The sequence below is a fragment of the Nitratireductor sp. StC3 genome (genome assembly GCF_003015025.1).
Taxonomy (GTDB): Bacteria; Pseudomonadota; Alphaproteobacteria; order Rhizobiales; family Rhizobiaceae; genus Mangrovimarina; species Mangrovimarina alexandrii.
Window position 1 is genome coordinate 18,748 of the sequence record NZ_PYBP01000014.1, and the last position, 24,813, is coordinate 43,560.

A 24,813-nucleotide genomic window follows, 5' to 3' on the forward strand; every position below is an offset into this window, starting at 1 on the left:
CAGGCGCTTTTCCGGCGCAAACGGTCCGCCGGACCGACTGTGGATTTCATCGCGTTGCAACAAAACCGTAGCCGGACTGTCATGCGCTGCCGATAGGCGATTGGCTGAAAGTGCTGGAACTTTCGCCAACCCAATTCAGGGAGAGCCTCATGAAGCCCTTTGGTATCGCCGCGGGTCTCGCGGCCGGACTGTCGCTCCTTTCCGCCAGTTCCGCCTTTGCCGTCACCGAGATTTCCTGGTGGCACGCGATGGGCGGCGCGCTCGGAGAGACCGTCAACGAGATCGCCACCAATTTCAACGCCTCGCAGGACGAGGTCGTTCTGACCCCCGTGTTCAAAGGCACCTACGAAGAGGCGCTGACCGCCGGCATCGCCGCCTTCCGCGCCGGCGAACAGCCCAACATCCTCCAGGTCTTCGACGCCGGCGCGGCCACCGTCATCGGCGCCAAGGGCGCGGTGAAGCCGGTCCAGGATCTGCTCGAGGGCGCCGGCGCGTCCTTCGATATCGAGGACTACATCTCCGGCGTGCGCTATTTCTACGCCGACAGCGACGGCAAGATGATCGGCATGCCGTTCAATTCGTCCGCGCCGATCATGTATTACAACACCGAGGCCCTGGAAAAGGCCGGCGTCGAGGCCCCCAAGACCTGGGAAGAGTTCGAGCAGATCGCGCCCAAGCTCAAGCAAGCCGGCTACATCCCGCTGGTGCAGTCGCATCTGCCGTGGGAATTCACCGAGAATTTCTTCTCCCGCCACAACCTGCCCTTCGCCACCAACAACAACGGCTATGACGGCGCCGAGGGCACCAAGCTGCTGGTCAACACCGACGGGCTGAAGATGATGTTCGCCAAGCTCGCCGCGTGGAAAGAGGACGGCCATTTCGAATGGTACGGCACCGGCTGGGGCGACAACCAGACCCCCTTCGAGCAGGGCAAGGTCGCGCTGTGGGTCGGTTCGTCGGGTTCCTTCGGCGGCCTGACCAAATCGGCCGCCATGCCGTTCGGCGCCGTGCCGCTGCCCTATTGGGAAGCGATCGGCGGCGAGGAGGGCTACCAGACCTTCATCGGCGGCGCGGCGCTGTTTGCCATGGCCGGCAAATCCGAGGAAGAGAACAAGGCGACCGCCAAGTTCTTCGAATACCTGACCTCTCCCGAAGTGCAGATGATGTGGCACAAGAGCACCGGCTACGTGCCGATCACCAACGCCGCCTATGAGCGCGCCAAGCAGCAGGGTTATTACGACGAGGTGCCGCAGGCCGAAATCGGCATCCAGCAGCTCAACATGAAGGCCGGCGAGTGGACCAAGGGCTACCGCATGGGTTTCTACGTCCAGATCCGCGACGTGATGAACCGCGAATACGGCAAGCTGTTCACCGGCGAGACCACCGTGGACGAGGCGTTCAAGACGATCGAGGCCGAAGGCAACCAGCTTCTCGAGCGTTTCGCCAAGACCGGTAGCTAAACAACGGCTCCCTTCCCGATAGCGGGGCGCATCCGGCAGCGGCTGCGCCCCTTCCTTTCCCGGCAACGGAGTCCCGCGCCATGGACAAGGTCCGGTTCGGCCATTCGATCGTGCCCTATCTGTTCCTGCTGCCGCAGATGGTCGTCGTTGCGGTGTTTTTCTACCTGCCCGCCGGCGAGGCGGTGCGCTCGTCCTTCTTTCTCGAGGATCCGTTCGGCTTCAGCGCGACCTTCGTCGGCCTCGACAACTATGCCGATGTGCTGTCGAGCGCGGAATATCGCCGCGTGGCGAGCTTCACCGTCTGGTTCACCGCGCTCGTCGCCTTCTTTGCGCTCGCCATCGCGCTGCTGCTCGCCGTCAAGGCCGACGCGGTGCTGCGCGGCGCCAAAACCTACCGCACGCTCCTGATGTGGGTCTACGCCATAGCGCCCCCGGTCGCCGGCCTGCTCGGCATTTTGTTGTTCGACCAGCATGTCGGCCCGTTCGTCGACATCGCGTCCTGGTTCGGCTGGAACCTGCGCATCGGGGTCAATTACTACGACACCGCCTTTGCCATGATCGCGACCGCGGTCTGGTACCAGGTGGCGGTCAACTTCATCTTCTTTCTGTCCGGCCTGCAGTCGATCCCGCGCGCGGTGCGCGAGGCAGCCCTGATCGACTGTCGGTCTGGCCTGCGGCGGTTTTTCACCGTGACGCTGCCGCTGCTGACCCCGACCGCCTTTTTCCTGCTGGTGATCAACATCACCTACGCGCTGTTCGACACGTTCGGGCTGATCGACCTGATGACCAAGAACGAACCGGGCAACAACCCCGTCACGCTGGTCTACAAGGTTTTCCTCGACGGGTTCCGCGGCAACGATCTCGGCGGCTCCTCGGCGCAGTCGGTCATTTTGATGATCGTCGTCTTCGCACTCACCGTCGTGCAGTTCCGCTTCATGGAACGCCGCGTGCATTATGCGTGAGGCCCAGATGAGCGACGCCGTTTCCACCGCCCGGCCGCTTGCGCCGGCAAGCCACAGGCCGGCCTTCAAATGGGGCCCGGTCTTCGACCACGCCATCCTGATCGCCGGCGCGGCCTTCATGCTCGTGCCGGTCTTCCTCGCCTTCATGACCTCGACCCACGACGCCGTGACGATCCACACCGGCGGCGTCCAGGCGCTGCCCGGCACCAGCCTGGTCGACAATTACGCGACCGTGATGTTCGACGGTCTCGGCTTTTCCGGCGCGGTCAACGGCACCACGATGATGCTCAATTCGATGATCCTCGGCCTGGGTTTCGCCGTCGGCAAGATCGTGCTTTCGATGATGGCCGCCTACGCGATCGTCTATTTCCGCTTTCCCCTGGCCGAATTCGCCTTCTGGGCGATCTTCGTCACCCTGCTCCTGCCGCTCGAGGTGCGTATCCTGCCCTCCTACGAGATCGTGCAGTCGATGGGACTGATCAACACCTATACCGGCCTGATCGTGCCGCTGGTGGCCTCGGCGACCGGAACGTTCTTCTTCCGCCAGTTCTTCAAATCCGTGCCCGACGAGCTGATCGAGGCGGCGCGCATCGACGGCGCGGGGCCGCTGAAATTCTTCCGCGACATTCTGCTTCCGCTCAGCCGCACGATGATCGCCGCCATCTTCATCATCATGTTCGTCTACGGCTGGAACCAATATCTGTGGCCGACCCTGATCACCACCAACGAGGATTATTTCACCCTCGTGCGCGGCATCAAGCAGATCATCCAGGTCTGGGTCGGATCGCAAATTCCCGAATACGGTCAGGCGATGGCGCTCGCCGTCCTCGCCATGCTGCCACCCGTCATCGTCGTGGTGGTGTTCCAGAGCTGGTTCATCAAGGGCCTGACCGAGAGCGACAAATAGGAGCAACATTCATGGCCCGGCTGCATATCGACCAGGTTTCCAAGATCTATACCGGCACCCAGCGTGCCGTCGACACGGTGTCGATCGACATCGACGACGGCGAATTCCTCGTGCTCGTCGGTCCGTCCGGCTGCGGAAAGTCGACGCTTTTGCGCATGATCGCCGGGCTCGAGGCGATTACCGAAGGGGCGATCACCATCGGCGAGCGCGTCGTCAACGATCTCGACCCGGCCGAGCGCGACATCGCCATGGTGTTCCAGAACTATGCGCTCTATCCGCATATGAAGGTCTACGACAACATGGCCTACGGCCTGCGCAACCGCGGCATCGCCAGGGACGAGATCGACAGGCGCGTGCGCGAAGCCGCGACCACGCTCGAACTGGGCCCGCTTCTGGAGCGCAAGCCGCGCGAACTGTCGGGCGGACAGCGCCAACGCGTGGCCATGGGCCGGGCGATCGTGCGCAACCCGGCCGCCTTCCTGTTCGACGAGCCGCTGTCCAATCTCGACGCCAAGCTGCGCAGCCATATGCGCGTGGAGATCAAGCACCTGCAACGCTCGCTCGGCATCACCTCGGTCTACGTGACCCACGACCAGCTCGAGGCCATGACGCTGGCCGACAAGCTGGTGGTCATGAACGCCGGCAAGGTCGAGCAGATCGGCGCGCCGCTCGACGTCTACGAACGACCGGCAAGCACGTTCGTGGCAAGCTTCATCGGCGCGCCGGCCATGAACCTCATCCCCTTCTCGGCCCTCGGCGACGACGGCCGGCTGGGCCTGCGCGACGCGGCGGTGGCCACGATCGGCTTCAGGCCGCAGGACGTTATCGAGGTCGCCAACGACAATGAGGACGGCGACGGCCTGTCGTTGCGCTTTATCGTCGATGCCGTCGAGCCGGTCGGCTCCGAAAGCTTTTTGCACGGCAAGGTCGGCGCCGAACGCGTTGTGGTGCGCATCGACGGGCGGGCGCCGCATCGCGAGGGCGACAGGGTCGGCATCGCGGTGCCGTCCGAACGGCTGCATGCCTTCGACGCCGACGGCCGGCGGCTGGACGACTGGCGCGCGCCGATCGGCACCGACACCGCCAAGCCCAAAATCCGCGCGCGCTGATTGGGGGTCGCGGAAGCGGCGCACATGCGGTAGGAAACGGAAGGATCCGTCAGACTCCTTCCGTTTCGAGACCGCCATGCCCAACCCACTCTACGATGCCCTCTTTCGCCCGCATGAGGGCAGCGACCGGCCGTTCCTGATCCTCAAGACCGGAGAGCGGCTGAGCTACGGCGATTTTCTGGCGATGACGGCCCGCTTCGCCCATGCGCTGCGCGCAGCCGGCGTCGAGGTCGGCGACCGCGTCGCGCTGCAGGTGGCGAAATCGCCGCAGGCGCTCGCGATCTATGCCGCCTGCGTGGCTTCCGGCGCGGTGTTTCTGCCGCTCAACACCGCCTACACGGCGGCCGAGGTGGAGTATTTCGTCACCGACGCGCAGGCAAGGCTCCTGATCTGCGACCCGGCGGCTGCGGCAACGCTGGCGCCGGTCGCGGAGGCCGCCGGCGCGGCACTGGCGACGCTCGACGCCGATGGCGGAGGCAGTTTCGTGGCCGCCGCCGACGGCAAGCCCGAGCGCTTCGAGCCGGCGGGGCGCGAGCCCGACGATCTGGCCGCCTTTCTCTATACGTCAGGCACCACCGGTCGCTCCAAGGGCGCGATGCTGACCCAGGACAATTTGCTGTCCAATGCGCGGGTGCTGGTCGACTATTGGCGCTTTTCGGCCGACGACGTGCTGTTGCACGCTTTGCCGATCTTTCACACGCACGGCCTGTTCGTCGCCACCAACGTCATGCTTCTTTCGGGCGGCGCGATGATCTTTTTGCCCCGGCTCGACGTCGACGACCTGATCGCCGGCCTGCCGCAAGCGACGGCGATGATGGGCGTGCCGACATTCTACACCCGCCTGCTCGCCGATCCGCGGTTGACGCGGGATCTGGTCGCCCATATGCGGCTGTTCATCTCCGGCAGCGCGCCACTCCTCGCCGAAACCCACACCGCCTTCGAGGCCCGCACCGGCAAGCGCATCCTCGAACGCTACGGCATGACCGAAATCAATATGGGCACCTCCAACCCGTATGAGGGCGAGCGCCGCGCCGGCACGGTCGGCTTTCCCCTGCCCGGCACGCGACTGCGCATCTGCGATCCGGAAACCAGCAAGGCGCTGGCGCAAGGCGAGATCGGCGTCATCGAGGTGCACGGGCCCAACGTCTTCAAGGGCTATTGGAACATGCCGGAAAAAACCCGCGCGGAGTTCCGCGCCGACGGTTTCTTCATCACCGGCGATCTCGGCACGATCGACGCCGACGGCTACGTCACCATTGTCGGGCGCGCCAAGGACCTGATCATCTCCGGCGGCTACAACATCTATCCCAAGGAGATCGAGCTTGCACTCGACGAACAGGAGGCCGTGGCCGAATCGGCCGTGATCGGCGTGCCGCATCCCGATCTCGGCGAGGGTGTCGTCGGTGTCGTCACCGCCAAGCCGGGTACCGCCGTCGACGCGCAGGCCCTGCTTGACGGCCTGGGCGACAGGCTGGCGCGCTTCAAGAAGCCGCGCCGGATCGTCGTCGTCGACGACCTGCCGCGCAACACCATGGGCAAGGTTCAAAAGAACGTGCTGCGCGAGCGTTACGCGACGATTTTCGCGGCCTGATCCGGGTCCGAAACCGCCCGCCCTGCGTCTGCGTCACCGGGCCAGCACGTCGTCCCAGTCGGGATGATGGCGCTTGAATTCGTCGGCAACGAACCAGCAGCGCGGCACGATCGTCCTGCCCGCCGCCCGCGCGTCGGCGACCAGCCGTTCGACCAGCGCCTCGGCGATGCCCTGCGCGCGATAGGGAACCGGGACGAACGTGTGGTCGGCCTCGATCACTCCCTCGCCGAGATGACGCCAGGTCAGGCGCGAATCCTCGCCATTGGGCATGGCGACGACATAGTGCCCGCCGGCCTGCGTTTCCGCCGCGTGGATGGGCAGTTGGGTATGGTCCATCACGTCGCCTTTTTCAAAACATCCGCCCATTCGGGATGCCGGCGGAACTGCGAGGCCGCGAACGGGCACAACGGAATGACCGTCTTGCCTGCGGCGCGCGCGTCCTCGACCGCCCGCGCAACGAGCCGCGCGCCCACGCCCTGGCCGCGAAAACTGTCGGGAACGCCGGTATGATCGATGATGATCTGGCGTGTTCCGATCTTGGAAAAGGTCAGTTCCGCCTCGTCCCCGCTCTCACCGCGCAGAACATAGCGTCCTTTCGAGTCCGTCTCCTGGAGTTCGATGTCTTGCGACGGCTCGGTCATGAACGGGGCTCCCTGGCAACGAACGGGCTGATCAACAGGCTTTCTGATCTCGAACTGCGAAGGATGGATCGTATCCGTCCTCGCGGCGATACATGGTGGCATCACCGCGGGCCGTCTGCAAACGGCTTTCCGACCGGTTGATCCGCAACCGGCCGACAGAGCGGATCGGAACGTCGAAACGGATCGAATCGCCTTGACATGCGTTTGCCGTTCTCTTCTCTGGTTCTACCGGCATCGGAAGATCATGCGCATAATCGCCCTCTTGAATCGCGGCGGCGGCACGCTCCGCACCACCGACCTCGACGCCCTGGAAGCGCATTTGCGCGAGGCGATGCGGGTGGGCGGGCACACGATCGAGCTGGGCTACATCGAGGGCGAGGAAGTCGGCCGCGAACTCGAGGCGGCCGCCGGGAGCCCGGATCATGACGCTGTGCTGGCAGGCGGCGGGGATGGCACGATCTCGGCCGCGGCCGCGGCGCTGATGGGCTCTGGCAAGACGCTGCTGGTGTTGCCGGCCGGAACGATGAATCTCTTCGCCCGCGCGCTCGGCCTGCCGATGGACCTGCACAAGGCCGTCGACGCGCTGGCAAAAGGCGTCGCGCGCGACGTCGATATCGCCACCGCCGACGGCCGACCGTTCGTGCACCAGTTCTCGGTCGGTCTGCATGCGCGCATGGTGTTGATGCGTTCGCGCTTGGAATATGCCTCGCGACTGGGAAAGATGCTCGCCTCGCTGCGCGCGGCATTCGCCGCCCTCGCCAAACCCTCGACCATCGAGGCCGAACTGGTCATGGGTGAGACGGTGGTCCGCGCCAGAACGCCGGGCATCGGCATTTCCAACAACCTGTTCGGGGACGGTCCGTTGCCGATCGCCGAAAAGCCGGATGGCGGGCTGCTTGGCATCTATATTTTCCGCACCGCGCGGCGTCTGGAGATCGCCCTTCTGTTCGTCGCCATGATGCTCGGTCGCTGGAAGGAGATCGAAACCGTCGACATCCACCAGTCGGAAGAGGTTGTGCTGCGCGTCCGCTCGCGGCGCCGCAACCAGACCTGCGTGATCGACGGCGAACTGGTTCCCGCCAGCAACGAAACCAGGCTGCGCATTCACCCGAAAGCGTTGCGCGTCGTGGTTCCCGCCGACAACGACCGCTAGCAAACGCAGCCGCGCGCATCAATCGCGGGCGGATCGCTCAAGGCTCAGCCGACATGTTCGACCCGCGCGCCGGTGTCGGCATCACCGGTGTCGGCATCGTAGGCCTCGCCCCACCACTCCACGCCGACCCAGGCCACGCTGGCAAGGATCAGAGCGACGATTAGAACGATCAGCACGCGAAGGCCGCGACGGCCTTGACGGGCGTTTTCTGGATCAAGCGGAGTTGGCATGGGTCCTGTCTTTGTCCTCCTGGAACCTTTCGTGGGCGGCAGCGATCGCCGCGGCACGCCACGACTTCGCTCCCGATCCTAGAAACGGTTCGGGCGCGGCATCGTTCCAAGACGGGTCAGGACGGTCTCACCGAACCTCTAAATCTCGTCGTCGGAAAACGGCTCGTCGTCATCGTCATCGACATTTTCGCGATAGATCGCATAGGCCGCGATCGCGGCAAGCGGAATGGCGACCTGCCCGACAAGACTGCGCGAACGGATGATCGACGGCAGCGCCGCAAGCGCCGCCGTCATGGCGAAGGACTTGATCTGCTCGGCTCGTTTTTCCTCCGCGCGGCGGCGCATCTGCAGGCCGACGATCATGCGGTGCACGATCAGAATCAGGCCGGCGAGCACGATGAAACCGACGCCGAAGCCGGCCGTGGTGTAGAGCGCCCCGTAACGTTCGGACACGAAGATGAAGGCGGCGGCGAGCAAAAAGCCCAGGCCGAGCAGCAGCGCCGCACCGGCAAGCGCAAAATCGATCAAGGCCCGACGGAACCGCCGCGCCGCCCGCTTGGCATCGAGACCGGCGAGCATTTCGATGGCCGATTTGAGCATGGGGTGCAGCCCGAGCCTCAGCGCCGCGCGATCAGGGCAAACAGGAACCCGACACCGGCGGCGATCGCCAGCGAGGTGACCGGCTTGCGACGCACATTGTCCACCAGTTGGGTTTCGATATCCCTGGCACTGGCGCGCAAATCGTCGAGTGCGGCCTCGCCCTGCTCGCGCAGATGGTCGCGCCCGCTGGCCGCCGCCTTGCGCGCCGCTTTCGCCGAACGTTCGCCCGAACCCGCGAGTTGCGCCTTGACGGCCGCCAATTCCTCTTTCAACGCCTCGATCTGCGCCTCGAATTCCGCCTGTGCGTCGGTCTTGCCGGCGGCCGCCGATTTGGCGCTTGCGGTCCGTGCAGCGTTCATGTCTGTCTCCCTGTCTGGTTCATGCGTGGCCTGGACCGAACGCATACAGCCGACGGTCGTTCCCGAAAATCGTCTCAGCCATGAAAATGGGTTTCATCGACCGAGTCCAGCCGCAATCTTATCCCCATGCCCGATCGACGCGCGCCCGCGTCATGCGGCCCGAACGGGCCGTCATATTGTGCCGGCGTGAGTGCGCTATTTGACATAGGGCGGAACCGAAGGGCGCTAACATCGTTTTCCAGGCACGAAAGGAACGCGCCATGGAACACATTGCCGCCTTACTTCTCGTTATCGGATGTTCCGGTAACCTCGGCGATTGCCGCGAGATTCCAGTCGACGTCCCGATTTTCGAAACGCGGGAGGAATGCCGTGACGCCTTGCGCGAAGTCCCCGAAAAGGGCAATCAGGAAACGCCCCGGATCGTGGCGACATGCGTCAATGTCGATCCTGCCCTGGTTTACGATGACGCCGAGCTGGTCTGGCATGTCGATGCCGACGGCCGTCTCGAAGCCGCGCTGGAGCAAACCGACGTCCTGACGGCGTTCAATACCCATCGCGCGAGCGAGGGGCTTGCAATCACGCAGGATTTCTGAAGCTATCACGTTGGCATCACACTGATGCAAGGGCGAGGATCCGAAGGGACATCAGCGTAGAATGGAGAGAATGGAATGAAGAAATTCTTGCTAGTCGCGGCGGCGGTGGTGGCACTAGCCGGCTGCACCACCAGCGAGCGCGACGCGGCGCTGGGCGGCGCTGCCGGTGCCGCGATCGGCGGGCTGGCCACGGGCACGGCGTCAGGCGCGGTCATCGGCGGTGTCGCCGGTGCTGCAACCGGTGTGCTTTTAGGGCGAGCGACCCGCAAAGGGATGTGTGTATATCGCGATCCGCGCACCCTCAAACGCTACACCGACGTTTGTCCCGCCGGGTACTACTAACATTTCTGCATGCATGACCCGACAGACGATCGCCGGGTTCGTATAGGAATAAAAAAGACGAAGCCCGACCGCGGAGAAGTGGAACGTGGTCGGGCCTCGATTTTAACAACCGGTGTGCGAGGTCGTGGTCTGCCGCTGTCCGCCCGGTTCAGGCCACCGCGCTCAGCGCGCCGGGTCCCGGCGTGGCGCCGGCCGGGCATTTTCCCAGAATGATCATGCCCAGCACCTCGTCCTTGGTGACGTCGTCCGTGCTGGCCGTCCCCACCACCTGCCCGTTCTTCATCACGCATACCCGGTCGGCGAGGTCGAACACGTCGTGGATGTCGTGGCTGATCAGAAAGATGCCGATCCCCTCGGATTTGAGCTGCTTGACCAGGTCGGCGACCTGGGCCGTTTCCTGCGGGCCGAGTGCTGCCGTCGGCTCGTCCATGATCAGGATGCGCGCGTTGAACAGGATCGCCCGCGCGATCGCCACCGACTGGCGTTGACCGCCCGAAAGCGCCTTGACCGGATCCTTGAAACGTTCGAAACGCGGATTGAGCCGTCCCATCACCTTGCGCGCCTCCGCCTCCATGGCGACGTCGTCGAGCGTGCCCCAGGGCGTCAGGCGTTCGCGGCCGAGGAACAGGTTGGCGGCGGCGTCGACATTGTCGGCAAGCGCCAGCGTCTGGTAGATCGTTTCGATACCGTAATGCTTTGCGTCGCGCGGGTTGTTGATCGCCACCGGCTTGCCGTCGACGCGGATCTCGCCGGCGTCGCGCTTATAGGCCCCCGACAGAATCTTGATCAGCGTAGACTTGCCCGCGCCATTGTGGCCGAGCAGCGCCATCACCTCGCCCCGATGCAGATCGACGGACGCGTCGTCCACGGCGCGGATGCCGCCGAAGGCGATCGAAATATTGGTCAGTTCGACCAGCGGGGTTTGCGTTGCGCTCATCGTCCCCTCCTACTGAACCCGGCGCCGATAAAGCGTATCGAGCCATACCGCCACCACCAGCACGAGCCCGACCACGATGTTTTGCAACGGCGTGTCGACGCCGAGCAGCACCATGCCGGACTGGAGCGACTGCATCAAAACGGCGCCCAGCATGGCGCCGGCCACGGTACCGGCGCCGCCGGCGAGCGACGTCCCGCCGATCACCGCGGCAGCGATCACCAGAAGTTCGTCGAGCGTGCCCTGGGCGTTGGTGGCGGCATTGAGGCGCGCGGTCGAGATCGCCGATCCGATCGCGGCCAGCGCGCCCATCAGCATAAAGATCTTCATCACCACCCAACGCGTGTTGATGCCGGCCAGCTCGGCGGCCTCGGGATTGCCGCCGATCGCGAAAACGTAGCGGCCGAAGCGGGTCCGCGTGGCGACGAAGGTCATCACCACGCCGGCGCCGAGCGCGATCAGCACCGGAATCGCGATCCCGTGGGCTATGAACACGTCTTCGGGCACCGGCAGGCCCTGGCCCTCGAAATGCCGGCGCACGATGCCGATCGGCCAGGGATAGGAATTGACCACCCAGACGGCGCCGAGGATCAGCGCCGCGCCGACGGCGCCGAGAAAGATTTCGGCCCAGACCGGACGCAGCGGAAACGCGAAGCGTTTGCGCTGGATACGGCCGTTGACCAGCACCAGCATCAGCGCAACACAACCGGCAAGTCCGATGATCCAGCTCCATGTCGCGCCGATCGAACCGGCCGGACCGCCGCCCATCAGCCGGAACGTTGCATCCATCGGCGCAACGGTGCGCCCGCTCGTGACCCACCAGGCCGCGCCGCGCCAGACAAGCAGACCGCCGAGCGTGACGATGAAGGCGGGCACGCCCAGATAGGCGATGACGAAGCCCTGCAGGCCGCCGATCAGCGCGCCGACGCCGATGCCCACCGTGAGCGCGATCACCCAGATCCAGGGATTGCCGAAATCGAGGCTTTGCGGCAGCAGCTCCGCCTGCACGACGCCCATCACCATGCCGACGAAGCCCAGGATCGAACCGACCGAAAGGTCGATATTGCGGGTGACGATCACCAGCACCATCCCGGTCGCCATGACCGCGATCGACGAAGATTGCACCGACAGGTTCCAAAGATTGCGCGGCGTCAGGAACAGGCCGCCCGACAGGAAATGGAAACCGACCCAGATCAGCACCAGCGCACCGATCATGCCGAGCATGCGCGTATCGAGTTCGGTCGCCTTCAAGAAGCCGGCCACGGGACCGGCCTCGGTCGTGCGGGCTCGGTCGGCCGATGCCGCCGAAGTCGCTTCGGACATCGTTTCCTCCCCATTGTCCTCGGGGCCGTCACCGTCTGCGCGGCGTTATGTTGGGAAGACTAGAGCAAAGCCGGATCGGATTGAACCGCTACGGTCGATCCCGCCCTGCTTCGAGGCGTGCCGCGATGCCCCTCGCATCGCGGCACGCAAGCCAGCCGGCGTATCAGCCGCAGACCTCGAGCTGGCCGGCGGGAACGCCCTGGCAGACCACGTCCTTTTCCACCCAGCCCGCGTCGATGACGACGTCGAGATTGTCTCTGGTGATCGGGATCGGCGCCAGGAAGACGGCGTTCATCTCCACGCCGTTCGGTCCGCCGGACCATTTTTGCGCGTCGGGAATGTCGGCCATCGCCGTGCCTTCCGCCATCATCGAGGCGATTTCGGCCGCAGCCTTGCCGAGTTCGCGCGCATCCTTCCAAACCGAAACGGTCTGCGTGCCCAGGGCCACGCGGTTCAGAGCGGCATGGTCGCCGTCCTGGCCGGAAACGGGTACCGAACCGGCCAGCCCCTGCGCATCGAGCGCGGCGACGACACCGCCGGCCGTCCCGTCATTGGAAGCCACGACCGCGTCGACCGCGTTGTCGTTGGCCGTCAGGATCTGCTCCATGTTCTTCTGCGCGTTGGCCGGCAGCCAGCCATCCGTATAGGCCTCGCCGACATTCTTGATCTTGCCGGCATCAATCGCCTCTTTCAGCACTTCCATCTGGCCGGAAAACAGGAAATCCGCATTCGGGTCGGCCGACGAGCCCTTGATGAAGGCGTAGTTGCCTTCCGGCTTCACTTCGAAGACCGCGCGGGCCTGCATGCGGCCGACTTCCTTGTTGTCGAAGGTCAGGTAAAAGGCCTCCGGATTTTCGATCAGGCGATCATAACCCACTACCGGGATGCCTTCCGCGACCGCCTTTTCGACCGCCGGGCCGATGGCTGAGGCGTCCTGCGCCAAGATGATCAGCGCGTTGGCGCCCTGCGCGATCAGCGCCTCGACATCGGTCAGCTGCTTGGCGGCAGACGATTGCGCGTCGGCCGAGATATAGGTGTCGCCGGCGGCCTCGATCGCCGCCTTCATGGCCGCTTCGTCGGTTTTCCAGCGTTCTTCCTGAAAGTTCGACCAGGACACGCCGATGGTCTTGTCCTTGGCCAAGGCCGCGCCGGAAATCGGCAGGGCGAAGGCGGCGCAGCTCAGCGCCAGAGCCAGTCTGTTCATGTTTTCCTCCCGGGTGCATCGTGCACGTTATTGGCCGGAACGGTGCGAGCGGCCCGGCCGCCACCTCTATTAATTCGAGACTCGAAAAAAATAGTGACTCACCCGGAAAGCTGTGTCAAGATGATTTTCGGGCGCCCTAACGTGTTGCAATGCAACATGGATTTCCTGCAAAGCTGTCGGGACGCCCAAGGGAGGAAGACGCCGCATGACGGCGATCGCACGTTCGGACGATGTACGCCGGCAGAACCGGCGCCTGGTGCTCTCGGTGCTCCGGCGCAGCGAAAAGCTTTCGCGCACCGAGATCACCGCCCGCACCGGCCTGAGCCCGTCCACCGTCTCCGCCATCACCTCCGACCTGTTGTCGGACGGCATCCTGTGCAAGCTTCGCGACGGCGACGCGACAGCCACGCGGCGGGGCCGTCCCCAGGTCGCCCTCGGCCTCAACCCCGACGCGGCGGCCGTGATCGCCGTCGTCTTGTCACTCAACGCGCTGTCAGCCGCCCTGATCGACTATGCCGGCGACGTCATCGTCAGCGAACAGGCGCGGCTCGACACGCTGGCGATGTCGGGCGAGGAGATCGTCGCCAGCGTGCGCGCCATGGTCGGCACGCTGGTCGACGAGGCCACCTATCGCGACATGCACGTGCCGCGGATCGCCGTCGCCTTCCAGGGCATCACCGATGCCGGCGCACGCACGCTGCTGTGGTCGCCGATCACGCGCGAGATCGACATCCCGCTCGGCGACGCGCTCGAGAACGCATTCGGCATTCCCGTCACCGTGGAAAACGACTGCAACATGATCGCCGTCGCGCTCAAGGCGAAGGATCCCGGGCACTATGGCGACAATTTCATCGCCATCCTGCTGTCGCACGGCCTCGGCATGGGAATGATGGTACGCGGCGAACTGTTTATCGGCACCAAGTCCTCGGGCGGCGAATTCGGTCATATGAACCATGTCCCCGACGGAGCGCTGTGCCGGTGCGGGCGACGCGGATGCATCGAGGCCTATGCCGGCAACTACGCCATCTGGCGCGCGGCCCGCGGTCTGGGCGACGACACGCCGCCGGCCGCCGATATCGCCGACGCCGACATGGCCGCGCTGGCGGCCGCCGCGCGCGCCACCGACGGACCGGAGCGCCGCGCCTTCGATGCGGCCGGCCGGGCGATCGGCTTCGGCCTCGGCAGCCTGTTCGCCATCCTCGACCCAGCACCGGTGGCAATCGTCGGTCAGGGCGCGCTGGCCTTCGACCTGATCCGCACGCCGATGCTGGAGGCGCTGGCCAAGACGGCCGGCGGCCAGCACCACTCCATTCCGAGCTTCTACACCGACCCCGACGAAATGCCATTGATCCGCGCCGGCTGCGCCATGCGTGCGCTGGCCTTCGTCGACCGGGAAATCTTCGCGCGCGGCGCGGCTTCGCCCGCGGCCGGCGTCGGGCGGGCGGTCGCATGACACGCGGCGGCCTCACGCGCCTCATCTTTGCCGCCCTCGCCGGCCTTCTTGCCGCACGCCCGGCGACCGGGACGGAACCCTGGGCCGAGCGCGTCGTCACCCGTCACGTCGAGCAGGCGTCACTTGCCGGGCGGCTCGAGCACGACGCGCTTGCCCGCCTGCGCGCGGCGGGCGCGCATCTCTTCACCGGACGCTTCACCGCACTCGACGGCGTCGGCCGCCCGCTCGCCACCCAGGCCATCATTCCCACCAAGCGCAAGCGGCCGCCCGAAACCGCGTTCAGCCGGACGTCGGGCATGGATTCCAATGCCTGTTCGTCTTGCCACAACCAGCCGGTTACGGGCGGCGCCGGCGATTTCGTCACCAACGTGTTCGTCTCGGAAGGGTTCGAGAGTTTCGATTTCGATTCCACCGATCCGCAGTTTTCCAACGAGCGCGGCACCAATCACCTGTTCGGCGCCGGGCTGATCGAGCTCCTGGCGCGCGAGATCACCGCCGAACTGAAGGCGATCCGCGGGGACGCTCTCGCCGAGGCGCGTGCGACCGGCGCGCCGGCGACCCGCGCGCTTGCCGCCAAGGGCATCGATTACGGCACGATCACCGCGCATCCCGACGGCATGCTCGACCTGACGGGCATCGAGGGCGTCGACGCCGATCTGACGGTCAGGCCGTTCAGCCAGAAGGGCGTCATGACGTCGCTGCGCCAGTTCACCGTCAACGCGCTCAACCATCATCACGGCATGCAGCCGCAAGAGCGTTTCGGCACGCGCTGGACCGGCGAGCGCGACCATGACGGCGACGGTCATGACGACGAGATCAGCGTCGGCGACGTGTCCGCGCTCGTCGCCTGGCAGGCCGGCCTGCCGGCACCGGTGCGCGCCGTGCCCGAAGAGGCCGCCTGGCGCGCGGCCGCCGCCCGCGGCGAAACGACTTTCGCCGCCATCGGCTGCGAGACCTGCCACAAGCCGTTCCTGCCGCTGGCCTCGCTCGATTTCGCCGATCCCGGCCCCGACGACATGGCCGGCACGCTGCGCACCGGCGATGTCGAGAAAGGCGCGATCTACGACCTTGCCCTGCTCGAATGGACCAAACGCCTGCCGCGCAACGACAAGGGCGAGATCATGGTCCCGCTGTTCGGCGACCTGAAGCGCCATCGGATCGCCGACCGCCAGGTCGCCGTGCTCGGCAACGAGCTGCTCGCCCAGCGTTTCGTGGAACGCAACGTCTTCATGACGGCCGAATTATGGGGCGTCGGCTCGACCGATCCCTACGGCCATCGCAACGACCTGCCCTCGCTCGATGTCGTGATCCGCGCCCATGGCGGCGACGCGCGCGCGGCGCGCGACAATTACCTCGCGCTTGGCGAAACCGAGCGCAGCGCCCTGATCGCCTTTTTGAAGACCCTGGTGATCGAGCCGGCGCGGGTCACGCCATGACCGCCCGGTCGCACCCCATTCTGCGTCTCGCGCGCCGGGCCGCGATCGCCGCGGCGCTTTTGTCGACGCCGCTTTACGCCGACGAGGCCCTGCCCGATCCGTCTGGCGATGTTCCGGTAATGGAGGAGCAGGCGCGCGCGGCGGGGCTCGTCCACGCCTATCGCGGCCCCTGGGAATTCTTCGTCGGCGGCGGCGCGGCGGCACTCGACTGCGATGGCGACCGCCTGCCCGATTTGTTCGTGGCCGGCGGCCGCGAACCGGCCCGGCTCTACCGCAACCGCAGCACGGCCGGCGGCGCGCTGCGTTTCGACGAGACCCCGCTCGGCCTCGATCCGGACGACCTCGACAAGGTACTCGGCGCCTATCCGCTCGATATCGACGATGACGGCCACCAGGACCTCGTCGTCCTGCGGCTCGGCGAAAACCTGATCCTGAAGGGCCGACCGGACTGCGCCTTCGAAAAGGCCAATCGCGCCTTCACCTTCGACGGCGGGCGGGCCTGGACGACGGCCTTCGCGGCGAGCTGGGAGGAGGGCCGGCGTTTTCCCACGCTCGCCTTCGGCAATTATGTCGACCGCAACGCGCCCGGATCGCCCTGGGGCACCTGCCACGACAACCGGCTCCACCGGCCCGGCGCCGGCCCCCGGCCCGACTATGCCGCCGCCAGCGCGCTCAGGCCCGGCTATTGCGCGCTGTCGATGCTGTTCACCGACTGGAACCGCTCGGGAACGCCGGCGCTGCGCATCACCAATGACCGGCATTATTATCGCGGCGGCCAGGAACAGCTCTGGCGCGTCGAGCCCGACCGACCGCCGCGCGCCTATCGCAAATCGGAAGGCTGGCAGCACCTGACGATCTGGGGCATGGGCATCGCCGAGGGCGACCTCGACGGCGACGGCTTCCCCGAATACGCGCTGACCTCGATGGGCGACACCAAGCTGCAAAAGCTCTCCGAAGAGGCAGACGAGGACGAGCCCGCCTATGTCGACATCGCCTTCGAAAAGGGCGCGACCGCCCACCGCCCCTACGCCAGCGACGATTTGAAACCGTCCACCGGCTGGCATTCCGAATTCGCCGATCTCAACAATGACGGCCTGCTCGACCTCTTTATCGCCAAGGGCAATGTCGAGCGCATGCCCGACTTCGCCGCGGTCGATCCCGACAATTTGCTATTGGGCCAATGGGACGGCACCTTCGTGGAGGCCGGCCACCTGGCCGGCATCGACCGGCCGACCAAGGGGCGCGGCGCGGTCGTGACCGATTTCAACGCAGACGGCATGCTGGACTTGGCCGTCGTCAACCGCGAGCAGAACCTGTCGCTGTTCCGCAATCGCGGCGCCAGGACGGCGTTCGGCACAAGGCCGATGGGCAATTTCCTGGCCGTGGAGCTCAGCCAGCCGGCCCCCAACCGCCACGCCGTCGGCGCGCTCATTTCAGTCAAGGCCGGCAACAACACCTATAGTCGCACGGTACAAGTCGGCGGCGGCCACGCCTCCGGCCATGCCGGCTTCGTCCATGTCGGGCTGGGCACCGCCGAACGGGCCCAGGTGCGCATCAAGTGGCCGGACGGCGAATGGAGCGCGCCCTACCGGGTGTTCGCCAACAATTTCGTGCTGATTGCGCGCGAGGCCGACGCGGCGCGCTACTGGTATCCGCCCGAGGCACCGCACGCCGACACGGCTCGGCGCAAGGACGGCGACAGCTGGAAGGCCGGCAGCGCGCGGTGACACCGCCGCCCGGCGCTAACCATCCTTGATCGCGTAGCCCGCCCCGCGAATGGTGCGGATGACATCGGGAAGCCGGCCGACATTGACCGCCTTGCGCAACCGACCGACATGCACGTCGACGGTGCGCTCGTCGATATAGATCGTCTCGCCCCACACATTGTCGAGCAACTGGCTGCGCGAGAACACGCGGCCTGGATGCTGCATCAGGAATTCCAAAAGCCGGAACTCCGTAGGGCCGAGCCGGATCTCGCTCTTGCCGCGATAGACGCGGTGCGCCTCGCGGTCGAGCACGATGTCGCCGACCTTCAAGACGCTCGACAACACCTCCGGCTTGGCGCGTCGCAGCAGCGCGCGCACGCGCGCGATGAACTCCGGCGTCGAGAACGGCTTGACCAGATAGTCGTCGGCACCGGTCGACAGGCCGCGCACGCGGTCGCTCTCCTCGCCGCGCGCCGTCAGCATGATCACCGGCAGGCGCTCGGTCTCGGGTCGCATGCGCAGCCGCCGGCACAATTCGATCCCAGACACGGCCGGGATCATCCAGTCGAGCACCAGAAGGTCGGGCACGCTTTCCTGCAGGCGGATTTCGGCCTCGTCGCCGCGCGTGATGACCTCGACCTGATAGCCCTCGGCCTCGAGGTTGTACTTGAGCAGCACGCAAAGCGGCTCCTCGTCCTCCACGACCATGATCTTTGCCGCATTCATAGCCAAGTCGGCACTCCGTCAAGCTTCGGACGCCGCGCTCGAAACGGCTGTTTCGTCGAGCTTCGGCCGGTTGATGGGGAGTTGTTCGCCGGTCATCACATAATAGGCGTTCTCGGCGATATTGGTCGCGTGATCGCCGATGCGCTCGAGGTTCTTGGCACAGAACAACAGATGCGTGCAGGCGGTGATGTTGCGCGGGTCTTCCATCATATAGGTCAGCAATTCGCGGAAGATGGCGGTGTATTTGATGTCGATCTTCTCGTCGCCGGCACGAAGCGACTTGAGCGCCGCGGCATCGCGCGCGACATAGCGGTCGACGATGCCGGAGGCTTGGGCATGCACCATCTCCGCCATCGATTCGATCGACTGCGACAGGCTTTTGGGCGTGGTCGTCTGGCCGACGGCGCCGACACGCTTGGCGATGTTTTTGGCAAGGTCGCCGATCCGTTCCAGATCGCCCGCCATGCGGATCGCGCCGATCACCGCGCGCAGGTCCTGCGCCATCGGCTGGCGCCGGGCAATCAGCGTGATCGCCCGGTCATCGAGCTCGCGCTGCTTGGCATCCATGATCGCATCGTCAGACACGACGCGCTGCGCCAGTGGATTGTCCGACGACAACAGCGCCCGCGTGGCGTCGGCGACCATCGTCCCCGCCAAATCGCCCATCTCGCGGATCAGGCGGTCGACGCCTTCCAACTCCTCGCCGAAAGAAGTGACGATATGTTCGCCCATCGGTTCATCCTTGCATTCGAAAAAACGCGCAAACGCCCGGTCAGCCGAACCGGCCGGTGATGTAGTCCTGCGTGCGCTTGTCGTCGGGATTCGTGAACATCTTGTCGGTGGCCCCTTCCTCGACCAGATAGCCGAGATGGAACATCGCCGTGCGCTGCGAAACGCGGGCGGCCTGCTGCATGGAGTGGGTCACGATCACGATCGTGTAGTTCTGCCTGAGCTCGTCGATCAGCTCCTCGACCTTGGCCGTGGCGATCGGATCCAGCGCCGAGCACGGCTCGTCCATCAAGATGACTTCCGGCGACACGGCGATCGCCCGCGCAATGCACAGGCGCTGCTGTTGGCCGCCGGAAAGCCCGGTGCCCGGCTCCTGCAGCCTGTCTTTGACCTCGTCCCACAAGGCGGCCTTGCGCAGGCTCGATTCCACCACCGCATCGAGCTCGGCCTTGTTTTTGGTCAGGCCGTGAATGCGCGGACCATAGGCGATGTTCTCGTAGATCGACTTGGGGAACGGGTTCGGCTTCTGGAATACCATGCCGACGCGCGCACGCAGTTCGACGACGTCGATCTTGGGGTCGTAGATGTCTTCGCCGTCCAGTGTGATATCGCCGCCGACGCGGCAGATCGGGATCGTGTCGTTCATGCGGTTGAGACAGCGCAGGAAGGTGGACTTGCCGCAGCCGGACGGGCCGATCAACGCCGTCACCTGCTTTTCGGGCACATCGAGATCGACCCCGAAAAGGGCCTGCTTGTCGCCGTAATGAACGGTCACGCCCTTGCCACGCATCTTGATGGCCGGGGTGTTCCCCTGGTCGGCGAGTTGCTGTTCAACACCGGCTTCGGTCAGCATGTTCATCGTCCTCACTCCGTTACCACCGCCGCTCGAAGCGCTTGCGCAGCACGACGGCGATGGCGTTCATGATCACAAGAAATCCGAGCAGGATCAAAATCGCGGCGGACGTCTTTTGCTGAAAGGCGGGTTCCGGAAAATCGGCCCACATGAAAATCTGCACCGGCAGGACGGTGGCGGCGTCGGTGAAGCCGCCGGGTATGTCGACGATGAAGGCGACCATGCCGATCATCAGGAGCGGCGCCGTCTCGCCCAGCGCCTGGGCCATGCCGATGATCGTCCCGGTCATGATGCCGGGCATGGCCAGCGGCAAGACGTGGTGGAAGACGGTCTGGACCTTGGACGCCCCGATGCCCAGCGCGGCCTCGCGGATCGAGGGCGGCACCGCCCGCAGCGCCGCGCGCGCGGCGATGATGATCGTGGGCAGCGTCATCAGCGCAAGCACCATGCCGCCGACAAGCGGGGCCGATCGCGGCAGGCTGAACCAGTTGAGAAAGACCGCCAGACCGAGCAGGCCGAAGACGATCGACGGAACGGCGGCAAGGTTGTTGATATTGACCTCGATGAGATTGGTAAGCCGGTTCTTGGTTGCGAACTCCTCGAGATAGATCGCCGCGGCGACCCCGATCGGAAAGGACAGCGCCAAGGTGACGACCATCGTCAGTGCCGAGCCGACCACCGCCCCCCAGATACCGGCGAGTTCCGGTTCGCGGCTGGCGCCGGTGAAGAAAAACAGCGTATTCCAACGGTTCTCGATCTTTCCAGCCCCGGCGAGCCGGTCGAGCCAGACGATCTCGCGATCGGTGATCTTGCGATTGGCTTCCGCGGTCTCGATGGTGCGCAACATAGCGTCGGCCGGCATGTCGGACGCGCTTGCCAAGGGCTCCAGAACCGTCGCCTTGCCAATGGCGCCGCCGGCCTCTCCCGTCGACAATTCGGTGATCTTCAGCGTGCCGCCGACGATCTCGAGCAAAAGCGATTGCGATCCGCTGGTCAGGCGCAGGCCGCCGTCCTCGCCGTCCACCGCACCCGCGCCGCGCGCCATCGCCAGGATGGCGTCGTCGGGAAAGCCGACCGCGACCTCGTCGCCCGCACCCGAAACCGTGACCCCCGCGATCCGGCGCGACGGCCCCGACTTCGCCAGCAGGCCTTTCAGATAAAGATCGGCGAAATCGTCGAGCGGCACGGCGATCCGGCGCGTCCCCCCGAGCATGGTCGGGTCCGCCTCGATCGCTTCGCGCAGCATCACGCCCGCCCCCGTCGAGACCAGGCCGCGCAGGAGCCGGCGTTCCTGCCGCCCGGAGACCTGCGGAAACTCGCCGGCCATCCCGTCATGGACAAGCCCGAGAAAATTCGCCGCGCCCGGATCGGCCGGATCGATCTTGTCCGCCGACAGATCGACCTCGAGCGCGACATAGTTCTGATGGAAGGCGGGCAGCGCCTTGGTCACGATTGTGGAAAGCAACAGCAGCAGGAAGAACCCTGCCAGTGCCACCGCGCCGGCGCCCAGCCATTTGAAGCGTGCCTCGGCGGCGTAGCGCGCGCGCAGGCGTGCCTTCGCGGCATCGCCGGTGTGGAGGTTGTCGGGCGAGGCAGGCCCGGTCGATAGGGTGGTATCAGTCATATTGCTCACGATATTTCTGGACCACACGCAGCGCGATCACATTGAGAGCCAGCGTGATGACGAACAAGAGCAGGCCGAGCGCGAAAGCCGCACGCGTCTTGGCGCTGTCGAATTCCTGGTCGCCGACCAGCAGCGTCACGATCTGAACCGTCACCGTCGTCACCGCCTCCAGCGGATTGAAGGTGAGATTCGCCGCCAGGCCGGCCGCCATCACCACGATCATGGTTTCGCCGACCGCGCGGCTGACGGCCAAAAGCAGGGCCGACACGATGCCCGGCAGCGCCGCCGGCAGCACCACGCGCCGGATCGTCTCCGAGCGGGTCGCGCCCAGCCCGGCCGAGCCGTCGCGCAAGGATTGCGGCACCGCGTTGATGACATCGTCCGACAAGGACGACACGAACGGGATGATCATGATGCCCATGACCACGCCGGCGGCGAGCGCGGATTCGGAGGCGACGTCAAGGCCGATGCTCTCGCCGACGCCGCGAAAGAAGGGAGCGACCGTCAATGCGGCGAAGAAACCGTAGACGACGGTGGGAATGCCGGCGAGAATCTCCAGCACCGGTTTCGCAACCGCCCGCACACGCTGGGTGGCGTAGTCGGACAGGTAGATCGCCGCCATCAGCCCGACCGGGGCCGCGATCAGCATGGCGATGAAAGTGATCAGCAACGTGCCCGCCAGCAGCGGCACGGCGCCGAAGATTTCGGTGTTGACGTCGCCCGCATCGCCGCCGGCGCCGGTAAAGGCGCTTTGCGGCGACCAATGCAGGCCGAACAGGAAATTGAAGATCGGAATTTCCGAGAAAAACAGAATCGATTCGAAGATCAGCGACAACACGATCCCGATCGTCGTCAGGATGGCGATCATCGAGCACAGAATGAGAAACCACTTCACCACGCGTTCGACGACGTGGCGCGCGCGATAGGCCGGCGCGATCCGGGAATAGCCGAAAAAGCTGCCGCCAGCCGCGAGAATGAGCGCGACCGCGGTGATCAGCCAGATGCTGGTCTGGTGGAGCGAGCGGAAGACCACGGCCGCGGCTTCCTTGGTTTCGTCGGGGAACGAGACGATGCCGCCGAAGGCGATCGCGCGCGCATCGCGCAGAAAGGCCTGGAGCTGCGGCACGCCGAATTCGGCCAGTTCCGCCGCGAAGCGCGACTGCACGATCGAATCTTCGATACCCGGCGTGGCGATGCGCCAGATCAGGACGGCCAGCAGCGCCGGCCCGGCGGCGATCATGGCCAGAAACAGGCCGTGCTGGCCGGGAAGCGAGTGAAGCCGCGACACCTCGCCACCGACGGATGCGACAGCCCGCGAGCGCCCGACGAAATAGGCCGCGACACCCAGGACAAGCAGCAACAGGACGAGATAACTAACCATCGGCGACGTCCCACCCGGAACAGTGTCTCAAACTCTCAGGCGCTCGAACGCACCGGTCTTGCGGGGATCGCATGGCGCGGCCGGCCGACAGCCGGTCGCGCCATGCTTTATAGTGTCAGGAGCCCATGCCCTTGAGCGCCTTGGCTTCCTCGGCCTGCGTCGCACGGGCGGCCTCCGGCAGCGGGATCAGACCCTTGTCGGCGAGATAACCATCGGGGCCCCAGGCCGCCTCGGACGTGTATTCGGCAATGAACTCTTCCATGCCCGGAATGACGCCGACATGCTCCTTCTTGGCGTAGATGAAGAGCGAGCGGGACACGCCATAGTCGCCCGAGGCGATGTTTTCGAAGGTCGGCTCGACGCCCTCGACCGTCGCGCCCTGCAGCTTGTCGGCGTTCTGGTCCAGGAAGGAGAAACCGAATATGCCGAACGCCTTCGGGTTGGCCTCCAGCTTCTGCACGATCAGATTGTCGTTCTCACCGGCTTCCACATAGGCGCCGTCCTCGCGGATTTCCGTGCAGGCCTTTTCATTGGCCGCCTCGACCGCTTCCTGGCAGGCCTCTTCCATCACCAGCTCGACAAACGCGTCGCGCGTGCCGGAGGTGGGCGGCGGGCCGAGCACCTCGATCTTGTCGGCCGGCAGGGCCGAATCGACATCGGCCCAGGTCATGTACGGGTTGGCGACCACCTTGCCGTCGACTTCGACATTCTTGGCCAGAGCCTTGAAGATCTGCTCCTTGGTCAGCTCCACCGCCGTGCCGGCCTTGGAATTGGCGAGCACGATGCCATCGAAACCGACCTTGATCTGCACCGGTGTTACGCCGGCTTCCTTGCAGCTCGCCAGTTCCGTGTCCTTGATGGCGCGCGAGGCGTTGGTGAAATCGGGCGTGCCTTCACCGACACCGGCGCAAAACAGCTTCATGCCGCCGCCGGTGCCCGTCGATTCCACGACCGGCGTCTTGAACGCGCCGCTCTGGCCGAGCTTCTCGGCGACGGCGGTGGTGAACGGAAACACCGTCGACGAGCCGACGATCTGGATCTGGTCGCGCGCCGCCGCAACACCGGCGGACGCCGCAACGGCGAGGGCAGCCGCCGACGCCGTGAGGAGAACTTTCTTCATGAGGCCTACTCCTGTTCGGAATTCTTCTTCGCCGCGCTCCAGCGGCGACGGGCCCCGATTAGCCGGCCTGTGTTACAGTTCGATGACGGTTTTGTGTCGCGCCTATTACGCCGTCAACGGGCGCTGCGCGGCCGCAATGCCGGCGAGGCGGCGGCGTCGCCGATAATCCGCACATATCAGGGACTTGGTTTCGCGCCTCTTTCCGGCTCGCACCGGCCAGGCGTCAAGAGATTTTTCCGGCGCGCCCGGTCTTTGAAGGCTTCGGAATAAAAAGCCGGGCAGGTGAGCGTTGCGTGCATCGTCTGGAGCACATGCGGCAGACTTGGTGGGAACCGGATCGGTTGGAGCTTGCGATTGCCGTGTTCGATCCGCCGCCG

At 65.5% G+C, this 24,813-nt stretch carries 24 protein-coding genes and 1 pseudogene; 11 read left to right on the top strand and 14 right to left on the bottom strand.

Annotated features, from left to right (window positions below):
- Positions 1 to 149 precede the first annotated feature (149 nt).
- The 5 genes from C7T96_RS21275 (at position 150) to C7T96_RS21295 (ending at position 6,029) form a co-directional block, all read left to right on the top strand.
- Positions 150 to 1,460 (top strand): extracellular solute-binding protein, encoded by a 1,311-nt coding sequence (locus tag C7T96_RS21275; protein WP_106573269.1) that lies wholly within the window; start codon positions 150 to 152, stop codon positions 1,458 to 1,460.
- A gap of 80 nt (positions 1,461 to 1,540) precedes the next feature.
- On the top strand, positions 1,541 to 2,422 hold the full coding sequence (locus C7T96_RS21280) for an ABC transporter permease subunit (protein ID WP_106573270.1): 882 nt from the start codon (positions 1,541 to 1,543) through the stop codon (positions 2,420 to 2,422).
- A gap of 7 nt (positions 2,423 to 2,429) precedes the next feature.
- A complete protein-coding gene (gene ugpE, locus C7T96_RS21285; RefSeq protein WP_106573324.1) occupies positions 2,430 to 3,329 on the top strand; it encodes a sn-glycerol-3-phosphate ABC transporter permease UgpE in 900 nt (299 codons plus the stop codon).
- Positions 3,330 to 3,340: 11 nt separating this feature from the next.
- Positions 3,341 to 4,438, top strand: a complete 1,098-nt coding sequence (gene ugpC, locus C7T96_RS21290; RefSeq protein ID WP_106573271.1) for a sn-glycerol-3-phosphate ABC transporter ATP-binding protein UgpC — start codon at positions 3,341 to 3,343, stop codon at positions 4,436 to 4,438.
- A 76-nt stretch (positions 4,439 to 4,514) separates the two neighbouring features.
- Positions 4,515 to 6,029, top strand: coding sequence for a malonyl-CoA synthase (locus C7T96_RS21295; protein ID WP_106573272.1), 1,515 nt, complete (start codon positions 4,515 to 4,517; stop codon positions 6,027 to 6,029).
- A 33-nt stretch (positions 6,030 to 6,062) separates the two neighbouring features.
- On the opposite strand, the gene C7T96_RS21300 is transcribed toward C7T96_RS21295, so the two are convergent.
- Together C7T96_RS21300 and C7T96_RS21305 are read right to left on the bottom strand one after the other, a co-directional pair.
- On the bottom strand, positions 6,063 to 6,365 hold the full coding sequence (locus C7T96_RS21300; RefSeq protein ID WP_106573273.1) for a GNAT family N-acetyltransferase: 303 nt from the start codon (positions 6,363 to 6,365) through the stop codon (positions 6,063 to 6,065).
- Positions 6,365 to 6,670: a GNAT family N-acetyltransferase gene (locus tag C7T96_RS21305; protein WP_106573274.1), complete on the bottom strand. Its 306-nt coding sequence runs from the start codon at positions 6,668 to 6,670 to the stop codon at positions 6,365 to 6,367. The genes C7T96_RS21300 and C7T96_RS21305 overlap by 1 nt, the downstream gene beginning before the upstream one ends.
- Positions 6,671 to 6,914: 244 nt before the next feature.
- Between C7T96_RS21305 and C7T96_RS21310 the strand changes: the two genes are divergently transcribed.
- The gene (locus tag C7T96_RS21310; protein ID WP_106573275.1) at positions 6,915 to 7,823 is read left to right on the top strand and encodes a diacylglycerol kinase family protein; all 909 of its coding nucleotides are present in this window, start codon (positions 6,915 to 6,917) and stop codon (positions 7,821 to 7,823) included.
- A 44-nt stretch (positions 7,824 to 7,867) separates the two neighbouring features.
- Here the strand turns inward: C7T96_RS21310 and C7T96_RS21315 are convergent, their stop codons facing one another.
- The 3 genes from C7T96_RS21315 to C7T96_RS21325 form a co-directional block, all read right to left on the bottom strand.
- Positions 7,868 to 8,053, bottom strand: a complete 186-nt coding sequence (locus C7T96_RS21315) for a hypothetical protein (protein ID WP_106573276.1) — start codon at positions 8,051 to 8,053, stop codon at positions 7,868 to 7,870.
- A gap of 138 nt (positions 8,054 to 8,191) precedes the next feature.
- Complete coding sequence (locus C7T96_RS21320; RefSeq protein ID WP_106573277.1) at positions 8,192 to 8,653, bottom strand: hypothetical protein; 462 nt, start codon at positions 8,651 to 8,653, stop codon at positions 8,192 to 8,194.
- A 17-nt stretch (positions 8,654 to 8,670) separates the two neighbouring features.
- Entirely contained in the window at positions 8,671 to 9,012 is a 342-nt protein-coding gene (locus C7T96_RS21325; RefSeq protein WP_106573278.1) for a DUF883 family protein, read from the bottom strand.
- A 260-nt stretch (positions 9,013 to 9,272) separates the two neighbouring features.
- Between C7T96_RS21325 and C7T96_RS21330 the strand changes: the two genes are divergently transcribed.
- Positions 9,273 to 9,605 (top strand): hypothetical protein, encoded by a 333-nt coding sequence (locus C7T96_RS21330; protein ID WP_199190537.1) that lies wholly within the window; start codon positions 9,273 to 9,275, stop codon positions 9,603 to 9,605.
- Between the two features lie 75 nt (positions 9,606 to 9,680).
- Positions 9,681 to 9,947 carry a YtxH domain-containing protein gene (locus C7T96_RS21335; RefSeq protein WP_106573279.1) on the top strand — a complete coding sequence of 89 codons (267 nt, stop codon included), beginning with the start codon at positions 9,681 to 9,683 and terminating at the stop codon, positions 9,945 to 9,947.
- A gap of 148 nt (positions 9,948 to 10,095) precedes the next feature.
- Here C7T96_RS21335 and C7T96_RS21340 read toward each other — a convergent pair whose 3' ends face one another.
- From C7T96_RS21340 to xylF, 3 genes are all read right to left on the bottom strand, one after another.
- Positions 10,096 to 10,884, bottom strand: coding sequence for an ATP-binding cassette domain-containing protein (locus tag C7T96_RS21340; protein WP_106573280.1), 789 nt, complete (start codon positions 10,882 to 10,884; stop codon positions 10,096 to 10,098).
- A gap of 9 nt (positions 10,885 to 10,893) precedes the next feature.
- Positions 10,894 to 12,204, bottom strand: a complete 1,311-nt coding sequence (locus C7T96_RS21345; RefSeq protein ID WP_106573281.1) for a sugar ABC transporter permease — start codon at positions 12,202 to 12,204, stop codon at positions 10,894 to 10,896.
- A 163-nt stretch (positions 12,205 to 12,367) separates the two neighbouring features.
- The gene (gene xylF / locus C7T96_RS21350) at positions 12,368 to 13,408 is read right to left on the bottom strand and encodes a D-xylose ABC transporter substrate-binding protein (RefSeq protein ID WP_106573282.1); all 1,041 of its coding nucleotides are present in this window, start codon (positions 13,406 to 13,408) and stop codon (positions 12,368 to 12,370) included.
- A 205-nt stretch (positions 13,409 to 13,613) separates the two neighbouring features.
- Between xylF and C7T96_RS21355 the strand changes: the two genes are divergently transcribed.
- The 3 genes from C7T96_RS21355 to C7T96_RS21365 are packed head-to-tail and all read left to right on the top strand — an operon-like array spanning position 13,614 to position 18,024.
- On the top strand, positions 13,614 to 14,861 hold the full coding sequence (locus C7T96_RS21355; protein ID WP_106573283.1) for an ROK family transcriptional regulator: 1,248 nt from the start codon (positions 13,614 to 13,616) through the stop codon (positions 14,859 to 14,861).
- Complete coding sequence (locus C7T96_RS21360; RefSeq protein WP_106573284.1) at positions 14,858 to 16,297, top strand: di-heme oxidoredictase family protein; 1,440 nt, start codon at positions 14,858 to 14,860, stop codon at positions 16,295 to 16,297. Before C7T96_RS21355 ends, C7T96_RS21360 begins: the two co-directional genes overlap by 4 nt.
- Positions 16,294 to 18,024, top strand: a complete 1,731-nt coding sequence (locus C7T96_RS21365) for a VCBS repeat-containing protein (RefSeq protein ID WP_106573285.1) — start codon at positions 16,294 to 16,296, stop codon at positions 18,022 to 18,024. The genes C7T96_RS21360 and C7T96_RS21365 overlap by 4 nt, the downstream gene beginning before the upstream one ends.
- Positions 18,025 to 18,039: 15 nt before the next feature.
- Here C7T96_RS21365 and phoB read toward each other — a convergent pair whose 3' ends face one another.
- From phoB to C7T96_RS21395, 6 genes and pseudogenes are all read right to left on the bottom strand, one after another.
- Positions 18,040 to 18,729: a phosphate regulon transcriptional regulator PhoB gene (gene phoB / locus C7T96_RS21370; protein ID WP_106573286.1), complete on the bottom strand. Its 690-nt coding sequence runs from the start codon at positions 18,727 to 18,729 to the stop codon at positions 18,040 to 18,042.
- An 18-nt stretch (positions 18,730 to 18,747) separates the two neighbouring features.
- Positions 18,748 to 19,461 (bottom strand): phosphate signaling complex protein PhoU, encoded by a 714-nt coding sequence (phoU, locus tag C7T96_RS21375; RefSeq protein ID WP_106573287.1) that lies wholly within the window; start codon positions 19,459 to 19,461, stop codon positions 18,748 to 18,750.
- A 40-nt stretch (positions 19,462 to 19,501) separates the two neighbouring features.
- Positions 19,502 to 20,317: a phosphate ABC transporter ATP-binding protein PstB gene (pstB, locus tag C7T96_RS21380; RefSeq protein WP_106573288.1), complete on the bottom strand. Its 816-nt coding sequence runs from the start codon at positions 20,315 to 20,317 to the stop codon at positions 19,502 to 19,504.
- A gap of 13 nt (positions 20,318 to 20,330) precedes the next feature.
- Positions 20,331 to 21,890 (bottom strand): annotated as a pseudogene (gene pstA / locus C7T96_RS21385) (phosphate ABC transporter permease PstA); the annotation flags it as partial.
- A gap of 37 nt (positions 21,891 to 21,927) precedes the next feature.
- Entirely contained in the window at positions 21,928 to 23,316 is a 1,389-nt protein-coding gene (gene pstC / locus C7T96_RS21390; protein WP_106573290.1) for a phosphate ABC transporter permease subunit PstC, read from the bottom strand.
- A 115-nt stretch (positions 23,317 to 23,431) separates the two neighbouring features.
- Positions 23,432 to 24,436 carry a substrate-binding domain-containing protein gene (locus C7T96_RS21395; RefSeq protein WP_106573291.1) on the bottom strand — a complete coding sequence of 335 codons (1,005 nt, stop codon included), beginning with the start codon at positions 24,434 to 24,436 and terminating at the stop codon, positions 23,432 to 23,434.
- Between the last annotated feature and the right edge of the window lie 377 nt (positions 24,437 to 24,813).

Excerpts from the sequence above, each read along its gene's own strand:
- C7T96_RS21330 (WP_199190537.1), top strand. The coding sequence starts at position 9,273 with ATGGAACACATTGCCGCCTTACTTCTCGTTATCGGATGTTCCGGTAAC.
- C7T96_RS21395 (WP_106573291.1), bottom strand. The coding sequence starts at position 24,436 with ATGAAGAAAGTTCTCCTCACGGCGTCGGCGGCTGCCCTCGCCGTTGCG.
- C7T96_RS21280 (WP_106573270.1), top strand. The coding sequence starts at position 1,541 with ATGGACAAGGTCCGGTTCGGCCATTCGATCGTGCCCTATCTGTTCCTG.
- C7T96_RS21305 (WP_106573274.1), bottom strand. The coding sequence starts at position 6,670 with ATGACCGAGCCGTCGCAAGACATCGAACTCCAGGAGACGGACTCGAAA.
- C7T96_RS21340 (WP_106573280.1), bottom strand. The coding sequence starts at position 10,884 with ATGAGCGCAACGCAAACCCCGCTGGTCGAACTGACCAATATTTCGATC.
- C7T96_RS21365 (WP_106573285.1), top strand. The coding sequence starts at position 16,294 with ATGACCGCCCGGTCGCACCCCATTCTGCGTCTCGCGCGCCGGGCCGCG.
- C7T96_RS21320 (WP_106573277.1), bottom strand. The coding sequence starts at position 8,653 with ATGCTCAAATCGGCCATCGAAATGCTCGCCGGTCTCGATGCCAAGCGG.
- pstC (WP_106573290.1), bottom strand. The coding sequence starts at position 23,316 with ATGGTTAGTTATCTCGTCCTGTTGCTGCTTGTCCTGGGTGTCGCGGCC.
- C7T96_RS21295 (WP_106573272.1), top strand. The coding sequence starts at position 4,515 with ATGCCCAACCCACTCTACGATGCCCTCTTTCGCCCGCATGAGGGCAGC.
- C7T96_RS21315 (WP_106573276.1), bottom strand. The coding sequence starts at position 8,053 with ATGCCAACTCCGCTTGATCCAGAAAACGCCCGTCAAGGCCGTCGCGGC.
- pstB (WP_106573288.1), bottom strand. The coding sequence starts at position 20,317 with ATGAACATGCTGACCGAAGCCGGTGTTGAACAGCAACTCGCCGACCAG.
- C7T96_RS21310 (WP_106573275.1), top strand. The coding sequence starts at position 6,915 with ATGCGCATAATCGCCCTCTTGAATCGCGGCGGCGGCACGCTCCGCACC.
- ugpE (WP_106573324.1), top strand. The coding sequence starts at position 2,430 with ATGAGCGACGCCGTTTCCACCGCCCGGCCGCTTGCGCCGGCAAGCCAC.
- phoB (WP_106573286.1), bottom strand. The coding sequence starts at position 18,729 with ATGAATGCGGCAAAGATCATGGTCGTGGAGGACGAGGAGCCGCTTTGC.
- C7T96_RS21355 (WP_106573283.1), top strand. The coding sequence starts at position 13,614 with ATGACGGCGATCGCACGTTCGGACGATGTACGCCGGCAGAACCGGCGC.
- C7T96_RS21335 (WP_106573279.1), top strand. The coding sequence starts at position 9,681 with ATGAAGAAATTCTTGCTAGTCGCGGCGGCGGTGGTGGCACTAGCCGGC.
- xylF (WP_106573282.1), bottom strand. The coding sequence starts at position 13,408 with ATGAACAGACTGGCTCTGGCGCTGAGCTGCGCCGCCTTCGCCCTGCCG.
- C7T96_RS21325 (WP_106573278.1), bottom strand. The coding sequence starts at position 9,012 with ATGAACGCTGCACGGACCGCAAGCGCCAAATCGGCGGCCGCCGGCAAG.
- C7T96_RS21345 (WP_106573281.1), bottom strand. The coding sequence starts at position 12,204 with ATGTCCGAAGCGACTTCGGCGGCATCGGCCGACCGAGCCCGCACGACC.
- ugpC (WP_106573271.1), top strand. The coding sequence starts at position 3,341 with ATGGCCCGGCTGCATATCGACCAGGTTTCCAAGATCTATACCGGCACC.
- C7T96_RS21300 (WP_106573273.1), bottom strand. The coding sequence starts at position 6,365 with ATGGACCATACCCAACTGCCCATCCACGCGGCGGAAACGCAGGCCGGC.
- C7T96_RS21275 (WP_106573269.1), top strand. The coding sequence starts at position 150 with ATGAAGCCCTTTGGTATCGCCGCGGGTCTCGCGGCCGGACTGTCGCTC.
- phoU (WP_106573287.1), bottom strand. The coding sequence starts at position 19,461 with ATGGGCGAACATATCGTCACTTCTTTCGGCGAGGAGTTGGAAGGCGTC.
- C7T96_RS21360 (WP_106573284.1), top strand. The coding sequence starts at position 14,858 with ATGACACGCGGCGGCCTCACGCGCCTCATCTTTGCCGCCCTCGCCGGC.